The sequence below is a fragment of the Nocardia grenadensis genome, assembly GCF_050942415.1.
GTDB classification, from domain to species: domain Bacteria; phylum Actinomycetota; class Actinomycetes; order Mycobacteriales; family Mycobacteriaceae; genus Nocardia; species Nocardia grenadensis.
The window spans coordinates 2,113,262-2,128,491 of sequence record NZ_CP192054.1 but is presented as its reverse complement, the minus strand read 5'-3'; the positions used below and the strand labels follow the sequence as shown (position 1 = coordinate 2,128,491).

Genomic DNA, 15,230 nt, shown 5'->3' with positions numbered 1-15,230 from the left:
TACCCGGCCGGCGACCGGCCCCCTCCGGCACCGGTACCGATCAGCGTCCCGGGTGTCGCACGACGGGTCAGTATGCCGCCATCCGCTCGGCGCGGGCGGTGTTCAGCAGCTCCCAGGCGTGCGCGCGACCGGTCTCGGTATCGTCGAGCCCGGCCAGCATGCGGGCCAGCTCCACGATCCGCTCGTCCTGGGTCAGCGCCCGGACCCCCGAATTCACGGCACCCTCGCCGTCATCGGATTTGTTGACCACCAGATGGGTATCGGCGAATGCCGCCACCTGCGCCAGATGGGTCACCACAATGACCTGATGGGTACGTGCCAGCCGGGCCAGCCGCCGCCCGATCTCCACCGCCGCCCGGCCGCCGACACCCGCGTCCACCTCGTCGAACACCATGGTCGCCCCGTGCTCGGCACCGGCCAGCACCACCTCCAGGGCCAGCATCACCCGCGAGAGCTCACCACCGGACGCGCTCTTGCTCAACGGCAGCGACTGCGCACCGGAATGCGCGGCCAGCCGGAACTCCACCTCGTCCACCCCGGCCGGACCGGCGTGCAGTTCGACACCGTCGACCAGCAGCGGCGCGGAATCCTGCGTACCGGCCGGCAACGGCCGCACCTCGACCTCCAGCCGCGCCTTGCCCATGGCGAGCCCGCTCAGCTCCTCGGTCACCGCCGCCGCCAGATCACCCGCGGCGGCGGTGCGCGCCTGCGACAGTTTCACTGCCGCGGCCCGCACCCGATCCGCACCCGCCTCGACCTCGGCGGTCAGCGCCGCGAGGGTCTCCTCCGAGACATCCAGCGAGTCCAGCCGGGTCCGCGCCTCGTCCGCCCACGCGATCACCCCGTCGATATCGGGTGCGTATTTACGGGTCAGCGATTTCAACTCCGCCTGCCGCGACAGCATGGATTCCAGCGCCCCGGGGTCCGACGGCAGACCCGACAGATAGCCGCTCAGCTCGGTGGTCAGATCCACCACCACCGCGATCGCCTCCGCCAGCCGCGGCGACAGCGCCGCCAGCGCCGGATCCTCGGCGCCCTCCACCCGGGAGCGGGCCACGCCGAGCGCGTCCAGCGCCCCGACCCCTTCGCCGGGATTATCGGCCGGACCGGCGAGCGCCTCGTGCGCGGTCGCCGCCGCCTCCCGCAGCGAATCCAGGTCGCTGAGCCGCCTGATCTCCGCGACCAGGCGCTCGTCCTCCCCCGGCTCCGGTGCGACGGCGTCGATTTCGGCCAGCGACTGGGTCAGCCGCTCGGCCTCGGCCGCCATCTCCCGGCCGCGCGCGGTGCGTTCCAGCAGCGTCGTCCGGGCATCCAGCCAGGCACGGCGGTGTTCCACGTAGTCCCGCAGCAGCGGCCCCACCGTCGCGTCGGCGAACTGGTCCAGCGCGTGCAACTGCTGTTCGGGACGCTGTAATCGCAACTGGTCGTTCTGACCGTGCACGGTGAGCATCGGCGCGGTGAAATCGGCCAGCACCGAAGCCGGTACGCCACGGCCGCCCAGATGCGCCCGGGACCGCCCGTCGCTGCCGACGGTGCGGATCGCGATCACCGTACCGTCGTCGTCGGCAACGGCCGCCGCCGATTCCAGCACCCGTTCCGCTTCGGCGCGCGCCGACTCGTTCACCTCTTCCAGGGTGAACCGGCCCTCCACCACCGCGCGATTCGCGCCCAGCCGGACCCGCCCGGCATCGGCGCGCGCACCGCTCAGCAGGTGCAGGCTGGTGACCACCATCGTCTTGCCCGCTCCGGTTTCCCCGGTGAGCACAGTCAGCCCTTCGTGGAATTGCGCGGTGGCCGTCGAGATGACGCCCAGTCCGTCAATTCTTATCTCTGTCAGCACGTGTGCCCTCCGTTCGCCGCCGGCCCCGCCAACCCGTGACCGGCAGCTCGAACTTGCGCACCATCCGATCCGCGAACGGCGCGGAATCCAGCCGCACCCACCGCACCGGCTCGGCACCTCGGACCGCTTCGACCCGGCCGCCCCGCGGCAGTGCGAGGGTGCGCCTGCCATCCAGGAAAACTATCGCATCGTGGCCGGTGGCAACGGATTCGACCGCGATTCGTGAATCCGGGCTGGTGACCAGGGGCCGGGCGAACAGAGCGTGCGCGTTGCTCGGAATCACCAGCAGCGCTTCCAGTTCCGGCCACACCACCGGCCCACCCGCGGAGAAAGCATACGCCGTCGATCCGGTAGGGGTCGCGACAAGGATTCCGTCACAACCGTAGGAGGAGACCGGTCGCCCGTCGACTTCGAGTACCACTTCGAGAACACCCATCCGGGCCGCATTCTCGATACTGGCCTCGTTCAGCGCCCACCCCCGTTCGATGATCTCGTCGTCGAGCCGGACACTGACGTCCAGAGTCATCCGCCGTTCGACGCGGTAGTCGCGCCGGACGACCTGGGCGAGCGCCTCGTCCAGGTTCTCCGCCTCGGCCTCGGTGAGAAACCCGATCCGCCCCAGGTTGATGCCCAGCACCGGAACCGTCACCTGCCGGGCCAGTTCCGCGGCGCGCAGCAGGGTGCCGTCACCGCCGAGCGCCAGCACCATCTCGCAACCCCGCGCCGCCTCGGGTTCGTGGGCGACCACCTGCACCGGATATCCGCAGGGGTCGGCGATCGGTTCGGCATCGGCGTCGAATCGAGTGCTGTAGGCCTCGTCGGCCAGCACCCGCAACCCGATTCCGGCTTCCGCGCAGATCTTCGCGACCCGATGCGCCGTCTCGCTGATCTCGGCCCGTCCGGGATGGGAGACCAGCAGGATCTCCCGCGGCCGGGATGCCTCCGTGTTCACTGTGGCCCCTCCTCGACTGCCCGCCGCACCAGTTCCCCCACCTCGTCGATGGTGTAGCTCGCCGAGTCGTCCCGGCACAGCCACAGAAAGTATTCGACATTGCCGGACGGACCGGGCAACGGACTGGCCACCACACCCCGGGTCTGCAACCCGAGCTCCGCGGCAGCGGCGGCGACCGAACACACCGCGTCGGCCCGCAGCTGCGGATCCCGCACCACCCCGCCGGATCCGACCCGATCCTTGCCGACCTCGAACTGCGGTTTCACCATCGGCAGCAGATCGGCGCCCGGCAGCACGCAACCCGCCAGCGCGGGCAGTACCAACGTCAGCGCGATGAACGACAGATCGGCGACCACCAGCTCCACCGGCCCGCCGATATCGTCGACGGTCAGGCTCCGCACATTGGTCCGGTCGTGCACCCGCACCCGGTCGTCGGTACGCAACCGCCACACCAGCTGGCCGTAGCCCACATCGACCGCGACCACCTCGCGCGCGTCCCGGCTCAGCAGCACATCGGTGAAACCGCCGGTCGACGCCCCGGCGTCGAGGCAGCGCCGACCCGCGACCGACAGACCCCGCGTTTCGAACACCTCCAGCGCACCCAGCAGTTTGTGCGCCCCACGCGAGGCCCAGGCGACCTCGTCGACCTGTTCCTTGACCACCAGTGGGGTACCGGTCTCCACCGCGGTCGCCGGTTTCACCGCCACCGTGCCGTTGATCAGCACCCGCCCGGCGCCGATCAACTCCACCGCGTGTTCCCGTGACCGCGCCAGACCACGGCGGACCAGTTCCGCGTCCACCCGCGCCCGCCTGGCCACCTCAGATCTTGTCCACCGTGGCCAGCGCCTGTACCAGCACTTCGTGTGCCTGGTCCAGGATATGCGCACGGCGGGCCAGATCGGTGCCGACGGAATCGTCCCCGGTCGCGCCTCCGGTATCCGGCACCGGCCCGAGTTCGGCGAGCAGGTCGCGGACCTCGGCGCGGATCCGGTCCGGATCGGCGGGTTCACCGTGCCCGGCGGCCCCGGGCAGATGCCGGCCGGGCAGCGGCCCGGAGCGGGCGGTGCCGGGAGTGTTCGGGCGAGGGGTCGGGGTAGTCATCGTGAGCTCAACGCTATCGGATTTCCGAACGGGGCGCGCGCACCGTCAGCGCCCGGCCCGGGTGTGCCCGCAGCTGCGCGCGCACCTCTTCCGGGGCGACAAGGCCCGGCACCGGCGGCTGCCGCAGGGCGTCCAGACTGTCGGCGACATAGGTCGGCAGGTCCGCCTCCGGCAGACCGATGAGTTCGTCGGCGGTACTGACCCCGGTCAGTACGAGCAGCGAATCCAGATCCACGGCTTGCGCACCGGAGATATCGGTGTCGAGCCGGTCGCCCACGACCAGGGCCGCGCGTGTCTCCGCCCGGATCAGCGCGTCTTCGAGCAGCGGTGGATACGGCTTGCCGGCCACCACGGGTTCCAGATCGGTGGCGGCCCGCAGCGCCGCGACCATCGCGCCGTTACCCGGCGCGAGTCCGCGCTCGTTCGGCAGCGTCCGATCGGTATTGGCCGCCACCCACAGCGCCCCCGCCCGCAACGCGTAGGCCGCCTCGGCCAGGTCCGGCCAGGCCGTCTGTGGCGAATGTCCCTGGACGACCGCCGCCACCGTCTCCGTCGCCCGGCGTACCGGTTGCAGACCGGACGTCTTGATCTCCGCCGCCAGATCGTCGGAACCGACGACCAGCACCTCGGCGCCGGGCGCCAGCCGCTCGGCGAGTAACCGGCTGGCCGCCTGCGCGCTGGTCACCACATCCGCCTCCGTCGCCGGATACCCCAGCTCGGCCAGATGGGCCGCCACACTGCCGGCCGCCCGGCTCGCGTTGTTGGTGACATACACCGATCGCTGGGTCCCGCCCGCCAGCGCCTCGGGCGCACCGTCGATCACATCGGCGCCCCGGTAGAGGGTTCCGTCCAGATCCAGCAGCAGCGCCTCGTACCTGTCCCGCAACCGTGTCTCACTCGCTTCCCGCACACCCGGACCCTACGTCCTGTCCCCGACGCCCCGGACACCCAGCCGTCTCCCGTCGCCCACCCGGCCACCCCGATGGACAGGCGACCGACGTCCTGGGCCGGGGAGCGCGGTGCGATATTCGCACCCGGGCATTCTCGGATAGCGCTTACGCAGCGGTGGCAGGCATGGATGGGGTTGCCGGTAGCCGCCTCGTTGGACTTCGAGGGCTGCCGCCAGAAGTGCGCCCCGACCGCGCCGAGAGCCACCGAAGGTGCCGTGGAACTCGGCAACGGAGCAAGTCGCTACCGGCGTCCGGGCCAGGTACCGGCCATATCTCCACACCGTTGGTGGCAGACTCCCATCCGCCGCGTCCGGCCGCGGTGACGCGATGTGCGGACGCCCGATGAATTCCCGCGCCGTGACCCGTCGGAACCGGAGAGAGGCCGACCTGCCGCGGCCGACCGACGACTGCATCGAGGAGAACCGTGACTGCCGAACGCACAGCCGAACCCGAACTGCTCGAGATCGCCGAGACCCTCACCGCCGTGGTGCGCGGCCGGGTGGCGCCGGCGCAGACGATCTCGTTCTTCGACACCTCGTTCGGCATCCTCCCGCCGGCCCTCGCCGCGCAGGAGGCCCTGATCACCGGCCCGGCTCTCGCCCGGTGGGGAGCCGCTTCCGAGGAGGCCACGGAACTGGAGGTGGGGTTCCCCGTCGACCGGCGCATCAGCCTCGACGGCGACGTCGTCCCCGGTGTGCTCCCGGCCGGCCCGATCGCTCGTGTGGTGCATTATGGCGCGTTCGACGCGCTGGGCGTCACCTGGGACCGCCTGCACGGCTGGATCACCGAACAGGGCCTGGTTCCGGGCGCCGACCGCTGGGAGGTCTACCTCACCGAACCGAACCCGGAGATGGACCCGGCCGATCTGCGAACCGAGCTCAACTGGTCGGTCACCCGGTCCTGACCGCCGCGGATCAGGCCTCGCCGGTCAGTTCGGCCGCACGCTCCTCGGCATCGGTTTCGCCGTCGAGGTCCGCGGCGGCCGCGTTGAAGAACCAGGTCTGTCCCTCATCGGTACGCCCGGCCGCGACCAGCGCGTCGGCGTAGGCATAGAACAGCCGCGCCGGACCCGAACCGGTGCGGGACGGGTCGAGGTCGGGAGTCTGCAGGGTCACCACGGCCTGGTCGTACTGGCCGAGGTCCATCCGCGCGCCCGCGACCACGATCCGCAGTTCGATCGCCTCGTCACCGGTCAGCGCGCGACCCTCGTCACTGCGACCGATCTCGATGGCGCGTTCGGGCCGGCCGAGACCACGTTCGCAGTCGGCCATCACCGCGAGCAAGCCGGACCCGCCCGCCATCCGCCGCGCCGCACGCAGCTCGGATAGGGCTTCGGCCCATTCTCCGGCGTGATAGGCGATAACGCCGGCGGTCTCCCGCACGACGGCGATCCGTCCGGCCCGTTGCCGCGCGGCCCGCGCATGGGCCAATGCCAGCTGCGGGTCGTCGTCGAGAACCTGCACCGCCATCGCCAGATGCCGGGCGACAGTTTCCGCATTGCCTTTGTCCAGACTCAGCAGATCGCGCCGGATCGAAGGATCGAGATCCCCGGCCTGGACCTCATCGGGCAGATCGGGCTCGTCGGGCCGCGGCGGGCGACGATCGGCCCCACGGCCCCCACCCTCACCGCCCCGGCGCCGGGGTCCGCCGGCGTCGCCACCGCGAGAAAACCCCGGACCGCTGCCGCTCTCCGCCGGTCCCACCCCGTCCCGGCGCGGCCGGTCGGCCCCACGGTCGGGCCGGTCGGATCCACCCCGTCCACCGAAACGACGCTCATCGGCACCACGAGCGGACTGCTCGGACGGGCGGCCACCGCCCCGGCTGTCCCCGCGTCCGCCGCCGCGATTGTCCCGCCCTCGATCCGAATCACCGAAAGAAGCAGCGCCTCCCTGCGACCGGAAGTCCCCGCGCTCGCGCGTGCCGTACTCCCGCTTGTCACCGTCCGGACGCGACTGCGGTCGTGAACCACGGGAACGATTGTCCTCCCAATTCGACCGTGTCCCTTCACTCCGGAATCCTGACCGGTCGGCACCGCGGTCGCGCTGCCCCGGAGACCCGGTCCGCTCCTCGCGGCCGGATCGATCGGGCCGCTGCGGACCGCGTGGCCGGTCACCACCGAATCCGCTACCGCCGGACCCTGGCCGGTCACGTCCCGCGCCCCGGACATCCGATTCGCGGGTGCGGCGGGCATCGCCGCGATCGTCGTCTCGGCGGAATCCGCCCCGGTTACCCGAACGGCCGCCTTCTCCCGTACCCCCGGAATCGCCACCCGAGCGGCTGCCGTCAGCGGCGCCCTCGCCGCGCCGGAAGCCGGCGTCGGGTCCGGAAGAAGTGCGCCGGAACGGTTTCCGGCCATTGTTCTGTTCCGGCACGGCGGGTCCCTCTCTCGGTTACCAGACTGGATCAACGGATTGCGACGGCAATACGGTCGAACCGCCGACAATGGTGGATTGTGCTCACACCAAGTTTACGGGCCATATCACTGTAGGCAGAAACGCAGATAGGGGACCCACGAATGGGTCCCCTATCTTAAAAGTATGTTCCGGCGGTGTCCTACTCTCCCACACCCTGTCGAGTGCAGTACCATCGGCGCTGGCAGGCTTAGCTTCCGGGTTCGGAATGGGACCGGGCGTTTCCCTGCCGCTATAACCGCCGTAACTCTATGAAACTATCCACAGAGAGCCACCCACACTCCCCAGTATTGTTTCCTGGTTTGCGTGGTGTCTTCTGTATCTGTGTGTTGTTTCAGATACTGCACAGTGGACGCGTAGCAATCTTCGTTTGGTAAGCCCTCGGCCTATTAGTACCGGTCACCTCCACACATTACTGTGCTTCCAGTTCCGGCCTATCAACCCCATGGTCTGTAGGGGGCCTTAACCACTCTAGGTGGTGGGAAACCTCATCTTGGAACAGGCTTCCCGCTTAGATGCTTTCAGCGGTTATCCCTTCCGAACGTAGCCAACCAGCCGTGCCCCTGGCGGGACAACTGGCACACCAGAGGTTCGTCCGTCCCGGTCCTCTCGTACTAGGGACAGCCTTCCTCAAGTTTCCAACGCGCGCGGCGGATAGAGACCGAACTGTCTCACGACGTTCTAAACCCAGCTCGCGTGCCGCTTTAATGGGCGAACAGCCCAACCCTTGGGACCTACTCCAGCCCCAGGATGCGACGAGCCGACATCGAGGTGCCAAACCATCCCGTCGATATGGACTCTTGGGGAAGATCAGCCTGTTATCCCCGGGGTACCTTTTATCCGTTGAGCGACACCGCTTCCACTTGCCGGTGCCGGATCACTAGTCCCGACTTTCGTCCCTGCTCGACATGTCTGTCTCACAGTCAAGCTCCCTTGTGCACTTGCACTCGACACCTGATTGCCAACCAGGCTGAGGGAACCTTTGGGCGCCTCCGTTACATTTTGGGAGGCAACCGCCCCAGTTAAACTACCCACCAGGCACTGTCCCTGAACCAGATCATGGTCCGAGGTTAGAGGTCCAATACGATCAGAGTGGTATTTCAACGACGACTCACCGAGCACTGGCGTGCCCGTTTCACAGTCTCCCACCTATCCTACACAAACCGTACCGAACACCAATACCAAGCTATAGTGAAGGTCCCGGGGTCTTTTCGTCCTGCCGCGCGTAACGAGCATCTTTACTCGTAATGCAATTTCGCCGAGTCTGTGGTCGAGACAGCAGAGAAGTCGTTACGCCATTCGTGCAGGTCGGAACTTACCCGACAAGGAATTTCGCTACCTTAGGATGGTTATAGTTACCACCGCCGTTTACCGGGGCTTAAATTCTCAGCTTCGCGCCGAAGCGCTAACCGGTCCTCTTAACCTTCCGGCACCGGGCAGGCGTCAGTCCGTATACATCGTCTTACGACTTCGCACGGACCTGTGTTTTTAGTAAACAGTCGCTTCTCTCTGGTCTCTGCGGCCCAAACCAGCTCACGGCGTAAAGCCGGTCACCAGCTCGGGCCCCCCTTCTCCCGAAGTTACGGGGGCATTTTGCCGAGTTCCTTGACCACAGTTCTCTCGATCGCCTTAGTATTCTCTACCTGACCACCTGTGTCGGTTTGGGGTACGGGCCGTGTACCAACTCACTAGAGGCTTTTCTCGGCAGCATAGGATCACTGAATTCGCCTCAATCGGCTACGCATCACCTCTCAGGCTGTATGTTGTGCGGATTTGCCTACACAACGCCCTACAGGCTTACACCAGTACAACCACTGACTGGCCCAGCTACCTTCCTGCGTCACCCCATCGCTTGACTACTACACCCAGGGTCGTGCGCAGCCCCATCCGGCCTCCCGAAGGAGGTCCATCAGGTTTTGGGCACTTAGCACAGATGATTCGCCATTGGGCGCGGATACACGGGTACGGGAATATCAACCCGTTGTCCATCGACTACGCCTGTCGGCCTCGCCTTAGGTCCCGACTCACCCTGGGCGGATTAACCTGGCCCAGGAACCCTTGGTCATTCGGCGGACGAGTTTCTCACTCGTCTTTCGCTACTCATGCCTGCATTCTCACTCGCGCAGCCTCCACAACTAGGTCACCCCGCTGCTTCCCTGGCTACACGACGCTCCCCTACCCAGCCACACCACTGCACACCAGACCGTAATCCGATGTGGATGTATTGTGCGACTGCCGCGGCTTCGGCGGTGTACTTGAGCCCCGCTACATTGTCGGCGCAGGATCACTCGACCAGTGAGCTATTACGCACTCTTTCAAGGGTGGCTGCTTCTAAGCCAACCTCCTGGCTGTCTGCGCAATCCCACATCCTTTTCCACTTAGTACACGCTTAGGGGCCTTAGCCGGCGATCTGGGCTGTTTCCCTCTCGACTACGAAGCTTATCCCCCGCAGTCTCACTGCCGCGCTCTCACTCACCGGCATTCGGAGTTTGGCTGATTTCGGTAAGCTTGTGGGCCCCCTAGACCATCCAGTAGCTCTACCTCCGGTGAGAAACACGCGACGCTGCACCTAAATGCATTTCGGGGAGAACCAGCTATCACGGAGTTTGATTGGCCTTTCACCCCTACCCACAGCTCATCCCCTCAGTTTTCAACCTAAGTGGGTTCGGGCCTCCACGACGTCTTACCGTCGCTTCACCCTGGCCATGGGTAGATCACTCCGCTTCGGGTCTAGAACACGCGACTCACACGCCCTATTCGGACTCGCTTTCGCTACGGCTACCCCACACGGGTTAACCTCGCCACATGCCACTAACTCGCAGGCTCATTCTTCAAAAGGCACGCCATCACCCCCCACAGCAAGCTGTGCAGAGGCTCTGACGGATTGTAAGCGCACGGTTTCAGGTACTATTTCACTCCCCTCCCGGGGTACTTTTCACCTTTCCCTCACGGTACTAGTCCGCTATCGGTCACCAGGGAGTATTCAGGCTTACCGGGTGGTCCCGGCAGATTCACAGCAGATTTCACGGGCCCGCTGCTACTCGGGCACCCACTACAACAGAGAACATGTTTTCGCCTACCGGACTCTCACCGTCTACGGTTGGCCGTCCCAGACCAATTCAGCTAACACGAACTTTTCTGACTGTTGCTCGCCACGGCAGTGACAAGAAAGTGAGCCCCACGACCCCACACGTGCAACGCCTGCCGGCTATCACACACGCATGGTTTAGCCTCATCCGCTTTCGCTCGCCACTACTCACGGAATCACATGTTGTTTTCTCTTCCTGTGGGTACTGAGATGTTTCACTTCCCCACGTTCCCTCCACACACCCTATATATTCAGGTGCGGGTAACACGACATCACTCGTGCTGGGTTTCCCCATTCGGACACCCTCGGATCACAGCTCGGTTGACAGCTCCCCGAGGCTTATCGCAGCCTCCTACGTCCTTCATCGGCTCCTGGTGCCAAGGCATCCACCGTACGCTCTTAAAAACTTACAAAACAAAGATGCTCGCGTCCACTGTGCAGTTCTCAAACAACACACCCACTCGAATCGAACATCAGGACTCACCGGCCAAACCGGCAGTATCTCAGAAAATCCGAGCAGATCGTATTTTTTGCCTGGAAAGAACGTCTGTTCTTTCAGGACCCAACAGTGTGTTGATATATCCACCAGCACCACAGACTCGGCTGCGGCCATACGTGATGGAGATTGTCAGCGTTCCACCCATGAGCAACCATCGGAAAACATTCGCTTCCGAAATGGCCTCTGCCACAAGACGTTTACCATCCCGACTATTCGGGTGTCCGTGGAGAAATGCTCCTTAGAAAGGAGGTGATCCAGCCGCACCTTCCGGTACGGCTACCTTGTTACGACTTCGTCCCAATCGCCGATCCCACCTTCGACGGCTCCCTCCACAAGGGTTAGGCCACCGGCTTCGGGTGTTACCGACTTTCATGACGTGACGGGCGGTGTGTACAAGGCCCGGGAACGTATTCACCGCAGCGTTGCTGATCTGCGATTACTAGCGACTCCAACTTCACGGGGTCGAGTTGCAGACCCCGATCCGAACTGAGACCGGCTTTAAGGGATTCGCTCCACCTCACGGTATCGCAGCCCTCTGTACCGGCCATTGTAGCATGTGTGAAGCCCTGGACATAAGGGGCATGATGACTTGACGTCGTCCCCACCTTCCTCCGAGTTGACCCCGGCAGTCTCTCACGAGTCCCCGCCATTACGCGCTGGCAACATAAGATAAGGGTTGCGCTCGTTGCGGGACTTAACCCAACATCTCACGACACGAGCTGACGACAGCCATGCACCACCTGTACACCGACCACAAGGGGGCCTACATCTCTGCAGGTTTCCGGTGTATGTCAAACCCAGGTAAGGTTCTTCGCGTTGCATCGAATTAATCCACATGCTCCGCCGCTTGTGCGGGCCCCCGTCAATTCCTTTGAGTTTTAGCCTTGCGGCCGTACTCCCCAGGCGGGGTACTTAATGCGTTAGCTACGGCACGGATCCCGTGGAAGGAAACCCACACCTAGTACCCACCGTTTACGGCGTGGACTACCAGGGTATCTAATCCTGTTCGCTACCCACGCTTTCGCTTCTCAGCGTCAGTTACTTCCCAGAGACCCGCCTTCGCCACCGGTGTTCCTCCTGATATCTGCGCATTTCACCGCTACACCAGGAATTCCAGTCTCCCCTGAAGTACTCTAGTCTGCCCGTATCGCCTGCAAGCTTAAGGTTGAGCCCCAAGTTTTCACAGATGACGCGACAGACCGCCTACAAGCTCTTTACGCCCAGTAATTCCGGACAACGCTCGCACCCTACGTATTACCGCGGCTGCTGGCACGTAGTTGGCCGGTGCTTCTTATACTCCTACCGTCACTCTCGCTTCGTCGGAGTCGAAAGAGGTTTACAACCCGAAGGCCGTCATCCCTCACGCGGCGTCGCTGCATCAGGCTTCCGCCCATTGTGCAATATTCCCCACTGCTGCCTCCCGTAGGAGTCTGGGCCGTGTCTCAGTCCCAGTGTGGCCGGTCGCCCTCTCAGGCCGGCTACCCGTCGTCGCCTTGGTAGGCCATTACCCCACCAACAAGCTGATAGGCCGCGGGCTCATCTTGCACCGATAAATCTTTCCACCCCCGGTCATGCAACCGAAGGTCATATCCGGTATTAGACCCAGTTTCCCAGGCTTATCCCAGAGTGCAAGGCAGATCACCCACGTGTTACTCACCCGTTCGCCGCTCGTGTACCCCGAAGGGCCTTACCGCTCGACTTGCATGTGTTAAGCACGCCGCCAGCGTTCGTCCTGAGCCAGGATCAAACTCTCCGTTGAAGACTCACAATCACACCCGAAGGCGCAATCAAAAGTACAAACCAGAGTCCGAAAACCCAGCAAAACAAATCGCCAGCTGGAATTTAGCTGACTTAAATGTTCAGTCCTCCACACGGGGGTATGAAGAACCGAAACCAAATCAAATATTTGGCACTGACATTCATCAACACACTATTGAGTTCTCAAAGAACACACGCACACATTTCAGCGACTGGACTCAGCCAGGGCTTCAATGGGGCAGGTTTTCTAGCTTAACCGGCCAGTGGCTCAGAGTCAAACTCCGCTCTTCGGCCGATCATGCCAGGCGCTCCTCGTACTACCTCGTTATCCCTGGTCCCTCCGGCTCGGCGTTTCCGCCTCGCTCCGGGCCCCTGGTCGGTGTCCGTGTCGCTCTGACGTTGAATAAGTTACGCGGCGGGGAACGCTACGTCAAATCGCCACTTCGGCAGCGCGTTTGCCCAGTTCAGAGGCTTGCCGAGAGGCGATCCGACGGGCCGGATCACCGAAATGTGACCCAGCCCACCAAGATCAATTTCCGGAAGCCCGTCGGACACCCGCGAAATTCCGCTTACCGCGGCGCAGTACGAGCCACCGTCCGTGCAGGTAATCGCTGGTTTCCGGAGCCCAGTCGAGGTCCTTCACGCGCTCGTTGTTGACCGAGGCGCCCCCCTCGTTCACCGCCCGGCGGGCCGCGCCGCGGCTTTCGCACAGGCCGGACGCCACCAGGAGATCGACGATCGTGTCATTGCCGGCGACGACTTCGGCGACCTTCCCGTCGACGGCTGCTTCGCGCAGCGCCGCGGCCAGCGTCGGTTCGTCCAGATCCCGGAGCTCGCCGCGCCCGAACAGTGCCTGACTCGCCAGCTGTACCGAGCGGGTGTTCTCTTCTCCGTGCACCAGCGTCGTCATCTCCGCCGCAAGCCGGCGCTGGGCCTCGCGGGCATGTGGCCGTTCGGCGGTGGCCTGTTCCAAATCGGCCAGTTCGGCGCGGTCCAGGAAGGTGAACCAGCGCAGGTACCGCACGACATCGGCATCGGCGGTGTTCACGAAGTACTGGTACCAGGCGTAGGGACTGGTCAGCTCCGGATCGAGCCAGAGGCTGCCGCCACCGGTGGACTTACCGAACTTCTTACCGTCGGCGGAGGTCACCAGCGGCACCGTCAGCGCGTGGACGGCGGCACCGTCCACCCGCCGGTTCAGCTCCACGCCGGCGACGATGTTGCCCCACTGGTCCGAGCCACCGACCTGCAGGACGCAGTCGTGTGCGCGGCGCAACTGCAGGTAATCGTTGGCCTGCAACAGCATGTAGCTGAACTCCGTGTACGAGATGCCCTCCCCCTCGAGGCGCCGTTTGACGGTGTCGCGGGCGAGCATCACGTTGACCGAGAAGTGCTTACCGATATCGCGCAGGAAATCGATCGCACTCAGCGAGCCGGTCCAGTCCATGTTGTTCACGATCAGCGCGCCGGTCGGTGAATTGTCCAGGTCGACGAACCGCTCGAGTTGCGAACGAATCCGATCCGCCCAGGCGGCGACGGTATCGGCGGAGTTCATCGTGCGCTCACCGACGTCACGCGGGTCACCGATCAGCCCGGTGGCGCCACCGGCCAGCACGATCGGCCGGTGCCCGGCCCGCTGGAACCGTTTCAGCGCCAGCAGCGGCACCAGATGACCGGCGTGCAGGCTGGCCGCGGTGGGATCGAAACCGGCATAGAGATTGCGCGGGCCCGAGCCCAGCGCCGCCCGGAGCGCGTCGAGGTCGGTGGACTGCGCGATCAGCCCGCGCCAGGTCAATTCGTCGATGATGTCGCTGCTCACGGCTCCATCTTCGCCTACGTCCGCAATCACATAACGCCCGGTGCGGCCATCGTTACCGCACTGCGCGGACGTGGTGGAGACGAACTCGGCGAGCCGCGGCAGGCTGTGGCCGGGCGGCGGGCCGCCGGGTCAGGCGGATTCGTCGATACGGGGGGCGCGCGGGCTGCGACGGTAGGTGGAGACGGCCGGGGAGCCGGGCAGCCAGACGCGCCAGGGGCGATCGGCTTCGCTGCTCACCCCGACGCGCGGCCCGGCGGAGATCCGCACCGGATCGATCGGGCGGCCCAGTTCCAGCCGGATCGGGGATTCGGGATCGAAGACATCGGTGCCGTAGTCGGCCAAACCGATGCCGAGCGCGCTGCCCAGGTTGCCCGGGCCCTTGGCCAGGTCCGCTTCGGTGCGGGCACCCGGCCGGCGGCCGCGCACCGTCTCGTGACCGGCGACGATCTCGGCGGCCCGCAGCAGCACGCCGCCGGCCACGCCGTCCGGTCCGCTGATGATGTTGACGCAGGTGTGCATGCCGTAGCTCAGATAACAGTAGAGGTGACCGGGCGGACCGAACATCACCGCGTTGCGCGGAGTGCGGCCGCGGCCGGAATGGGCTGCCGGATCGTGCCAGAGGCCGTCCGGATCGCCGCCGTATGCCTCGACCTCGACAAGGCGGGCACCGACCGGGCCCGACCACAGAATCGCGCCGAGCAGACGCTGGGCGGCGGTCAGCGGATCAACTGCCAGTTCCTCAGCACTCACGGCGTGGATTGTCGCAGCCCGGGCCCCGCAGTCGCCGCGGGGGCATCCCCGGTCGAGATCCA

8 protein-coding genes, 3 rRNA genes and 1 pseudogene are annotated in these 15,230 nt (G+C 65.2%); 1 reads left to right on the top strand and 11 read right to left on the bottom strand.

Annotated features, from left to right (window positions below):
• Positions 1-67: 67 nt before the first annotated feature.
• From recN to ACQPYS_RS09565, 5 genes are read right to left on the bottom strand one after another with little or no spacing between them, the layout of a single operon-like run.
• The gene (gene recN, locus ACQPYS_RS09585; RefSeq protein WP_433492327.1) at positions 68-1,840 is read right to left on the bottom strand and encodes a DNA repair protein RecN; all 1,773 of its coding nucleotides are present in this window, start codon (positions 1,838-1,840) and stop codon (positions 68-70) included.
• A complete protein-coding gene (locus tag ACQPYS_RS09580) occupies positions 1,818-2,792 on the bottom strand; it encodes an NAD kinase (protein WP_431941296.1) in 975 nt (324 codons plus the stop codon). The genes recN and ACQPYS_RS09580 overlap by 23 nt, the downstream gene beginning before the upstream one ends.
• Complete coding sequence (locus tag ACQPYS_RS09575; RefSeq protein WP_063035892.1) at positions 2,789-3,610, bottom strand: TlyA family RNA methyltransferase; 822 nt, start codon at positions 3,608-3,610, stop codon at positions 2,789-2,791. Before ACQPYS_RS09575 ends, ACQPYS_RS09580 begins: the two co-directional genes overlap by 4 nt.
• Before the next feature lies 1 nt (position 3,611).
• Positions 3,612-3,893: a hypothetical protein gene (locus ACQPYS_RS09570; protein ID WP_063035891.1), complete on the bottom strand. Its 282-nt coding sequence runs from the start codon at positions 3,891-3,893 to the stop codon at positions 3,612-3,614.
• A 13-nt stretch (positions 3,894-3,906) separates the two neighbouring features.
• Complete coding sequence (locus ACQPYS_RS09565) at positions 3,907-4,803, bottom strand: HAD-IIA family hydrolase (RefSeq protein ID WP_433492326.1); 897 nt, start codon at positions 4,801-4,803, stop codon at positions 3,907-3,909.
• Positions 4,804-5,267: 464 nt separating this feature from the next.
• Between ACQPYS_RS09565 and ACQPYS_RS09560 the strand changes: the two genes are divergently transcribed.
• Positions 5,268-5,747, top strand: coding sequence for a GyrI-like domain-containing protein (locus ACQPYS_RS09560; RefSeq protein WP_433492325.1), 480 nt, complete (start codon positions 5,268-5,270; stop codon positions 5,745-5,747).
• Between the two features lie 10 nt (positions 5,748-5,757).
• Here ACQPYS_RS09560 and ACQPYS_RS09555 read toward each other — a convergent pair.
• From ACQPYS_RS09555 to ACQPYS_RS09530, 6 genes and pseudogenes are all read right to left on the bottom strand, one after another.
• Positions 5,758-6,711: pseudogene (locus tag ACQPYS_RS09555) on the bottom strand (tetratricopeptide repeat protein); the annotation flags it as partial.
• A 672-nt stretch (positions 6,712-7,383) separates the two neighbouring features.
• Positions 7,384-7,500 (bottom strand): 5S ribosomal RNA (gene rrf, locus ACQPYS_RS09550).
• A gap of 123 nt (positions 7,501-7,623) precedes the next feature.
• Positions 7,624-10,755: ribosomal RNA gene (locus ACQPYS_RS09545) — 23S ribosomal RNA — on the bottom strand.
• Between the two features lie 328 nt (positions 10,756-11,083).
• Positions 11,084-12,600 (bottom strand): 16S ribosomal RNA (locus ACQPYS_RS09540).
• The 16S, 23S and 5S rRNA genes sit together here, the layout of an rRNA operon.
• A gap of 528 nt (positions 12,601-13,128) precedes the next feature.
• Positions 13,129-14,418, bottom strand: a complete 1,290-nt coding sequence (gene tyrS / locus ACQPYS_RS09535; RefSeq protein ID WP_433492324.1) for a tyrosine--tRNA ligase — start codon at positions 14,416-14,418, stop codon at positions 13,129-13,131.
• Between the two features lie 129 nt (positions 14,419-14,547).
• Positions 14,548-15,177 carry a DNA-3-methyladenine glycosylase gene (locus ACQPYS_RS09530; protein ID WP_433493007.1) on the bottom strand — a complete coding sequence of 210 codons (630 nt, stop codon included), beginning with the start codon at positions 15,175-15,177 and terminating at the stop codon, positions 14,548-14,550.
• Positions 15,178-15,230 lie beyond the last annotated feature (53 nt).